The organism is Micromonospora sp. D75, from assembly GCF_018070405.1.
Lineage (GTDB): Bacteria > Actinomycetota > Actinomycetes > Mycobacteriales > Micromonosporaceae > Micromonospora > Micromonospora chalcea.
In genome coordinates this window covers 1-2,560 of the sequence record NZ_JAGPXV010000763.1, presented here as the reverse complement: position 1 = coordinate 2,560, position 2,560 = coordinate 1, and the positions used below count along the sequence as shown (strand labels likewise).

At 73.9% G+C, this 2,560-nt stretch carries 1 protein-coding gene and 2 pseudogenes; all 3 read right to left on the bottom strand.

Annotated features, from left to right (window positions below; genetic code table 11):
• Positions 1 to 1,321: pseudogene (locus tag KBX39_RS28730) on the bottom strand (endonuclease); the annotation flags it as partial.
• A 135-nt stretch (positions 1,322 to 1,456) separates the two neighbouring features.
• Positions 1,457 to 2,062, bottom strand: coding sequence for an HU family DNA-binding protein (locus KBX39_RS28725; protein WP_030270029.1), 606 nt, complete (start codon positions 2,060 to 2,062; stop codon positions 1,457 to 1,459).
• A 159-nt stretch (positions 2,063 to 2,221) separates the two neighbouring features.
• A pseudogene (locus tag KBX39_RS28720) lies at positions 2,222 to 2,560 on the bottom strand (3-isopropylmalate dehydratase small subunit); the annotation flags it as partial.

The following is a 2,560-nucleotide window of genomic DNA, read 5'->3' as shown; positions in this document are numbered from 1 at the left end:
GTGCTGCACGTACCGCCGCCGGCGTGGCCGTGGCCCGGGCCTGTGCGGGCGGTACGTGCAGCACGGCGGCGAGCCCGGCCAGCGCGGTGAGCGCGGCCAGGGCCGCGACCCGGACCGTGGTCGGCAGCATCGGGCCGGGTGCGGCTGCGCCGGGCGCCGTCGGGTCGGGTGCCGTCGGTGCGGGCCGGAGAGGCGCGGTAGCCGCCACCAGAGCCACCAGGACGGCCGTGGCGACCGGCGCCCAGCCGTTGGGGTACCCCAGGTCGTAGGCGGCGTAGTAGGCCACCGTGGCCACCGCGAACACCAGCATCCCGAGCGCCGCCGCCCGCCCGCGTCGCGCCCCCGCCCGTCCGTCGTCGCCCGGCCCGGCCGCGTCGTCGGCGGCCGCGGGCCCGTCGCCGGTCGTGTCGGTGAGGGCCAGGCAGCCGCCGAGACCGGCGGCGGTGAGCAGGTACGCCGGAACGAGATGCCCGGTCACGAACAGCACCGACCCGGCGAGCAACGCCAGTGGCCACAGCACCCGCGCCACGCGCGCCGGTGCCCGGAACAACGCCGCCGCGAGGAACAGCAGCACCGCGAGCGCGCCCGGCAGGGCACCGCTGCCGGGGCGGGCGAGCCCGGGGAAAGCAGGCGATCCGGTGCCGGCGGCGGCGCTCCAGAGCGCCGGGGCGAGCGCCACCTGACCGGCCAGCAGCAGCGCCGGCCCGCACAGCAGCCAGGCCCGGCGTCCCGGAACGCGGATACGCCGCCCGGTTGTGCCGTGGCCCGCGCCCGTCGGGGACGGCCCCGCCGCCGACGTGTCCGCCCGCTCCCGCCGTACCGCCACCGACGCGGCCAGGAACGCCGGCACCAGCAGGGCGCTCAGGCTCCAGGCGAGCACACCGCCGCGCCACACCAGGTCCTCGGTGCCGAGCAGGGCGTGCCCGACCGCGTTCCCGGCCATGCCCAGCGCCAGCCCGGCCACCGGCCGGGGCACGGACGCGGCGGTGGCGGCGAGCCAGACCAGGCCGGCGAGCAGCCCGGCGCAGGCCAGCCAGAGCTGGGCCGGACCACCGGGTTGCGCGGTGAGCGCCAGCCGCGCCGCCGCCAGCACAACGGCGGCGACGAGTCCGACCGGGGCGGCGCCGGTGCGGCGTACGAGCGCAGGCGCGGCGAGCGCGAGCAGGAACCAGCCGAGCGCGAACGCGCCGAGCAGCTCGGCCGGTGTCTCGGCGGCCCGCCCGAAGAGGGTGATGACCGACGGGAGCCAGACCCGCAGCACGTCCAGCAGGACCGCGATACCGAGCGCGAGCGTGAGGGTGGAGAGGTGACGGTGCCGCACGGGCGCCTCTTCTCGTGACCGACGGGGGTTTTCGGCACGGCGATTCTGCGGGGCGCGACGGCGGACGGTCAACGGCGTACCCATGCGAAAGGGCGCCCACCGGCAACGGTGGGCGCCCTTTCGTGGGCCGTCCGGTCAGCGCCGGGTGGCGGCCTTCTTGGCCGGTGCCTTCTTCGCGGGCGCCTTCTTGGCCGCCGTGGTCTTCTTGGCCGTGGCGGACTTCGCCGCGGTCGTCTTCTTGGCGGTGGTGGTCTTCTTCGCCGCGGTGGACTTCGCCGCGGTCGTCTTCTTCGCCGCCGTGGTCTTGGTCGCGGCGGCCTTCTTCGCCGGCGCGGCCTTCTTGGTAGCGGTGGTCTTGGTGGCCTTCGCCGCCGTGGTCTTCTTCGCGGCGGCGGTGGTCTTCGCCGCTGTGGTCTTCTTCGCGGCGCCGGTGGTCTTCTTCGCGGCGGCGGTGTCCTTCGGCACCTTGCCGCTGGCCACCATCTCCTTGAAGCCCGCGCCCGCCCGGAACGTCGGGACGGAGGTCTTCTTGACCTTCACCGCCTCGCCGGTACGCGGATTGCGCGCTGTTCGGGCTCCCCGGACGCGCTTCTCGAACGCTCCGAAACCGGTGATCGCCACCTTCTCGCCCTTGGTGACCGCCGCCTGGACCTCAGCGAGAACCGCGTCGAGCGCGGCCGTCGCCGTCTTCCGGTCCCCCAGGCGAACGGCGAGCGCCTCGATGAGCTCGGCCTTGTTCACGACTTCCTCCCGATTGTGCAACTGACTCGACGCGAGCCATTCTGCGCGCACGTTATGCCCTGTGCTGCCTGGACACAAACATTCGGTGGAAAAAAGCCCTTGTGTCGTAACGGATTCGCCCCCACCGGGCGCACCGGTGGGGGCGAATTCGGGCCGGAGTCAGGCTACCGAGGGCAGGAACGACGGCCGGGACGCCTCGTACGAGGCGATCTCCGCCTCGTGCCGGAGGGTGAGTCCAATGTCGTCCAAGCCCTCCATCAGCCGCCAGCGGCTGTGGTCGTCCAGCGGGAACGCCCAGGTGGCGTCACCGGCGTGGACCTGGCGGGCGGCGAGGTCGACAGTGATCGGCGTGGTCGGCTCGGATTCCACGAGATCCCACAGTTCTTCCACGGCTTTCAATTCCAGCTCGACCGGAAGGAGGCCTTCCTTGAGCGCGTTGCCGCGGAAGATGTCACCGAAGCGGGGCGAGATGACGGCCCGGAAGCCCCAGTCCCGCAG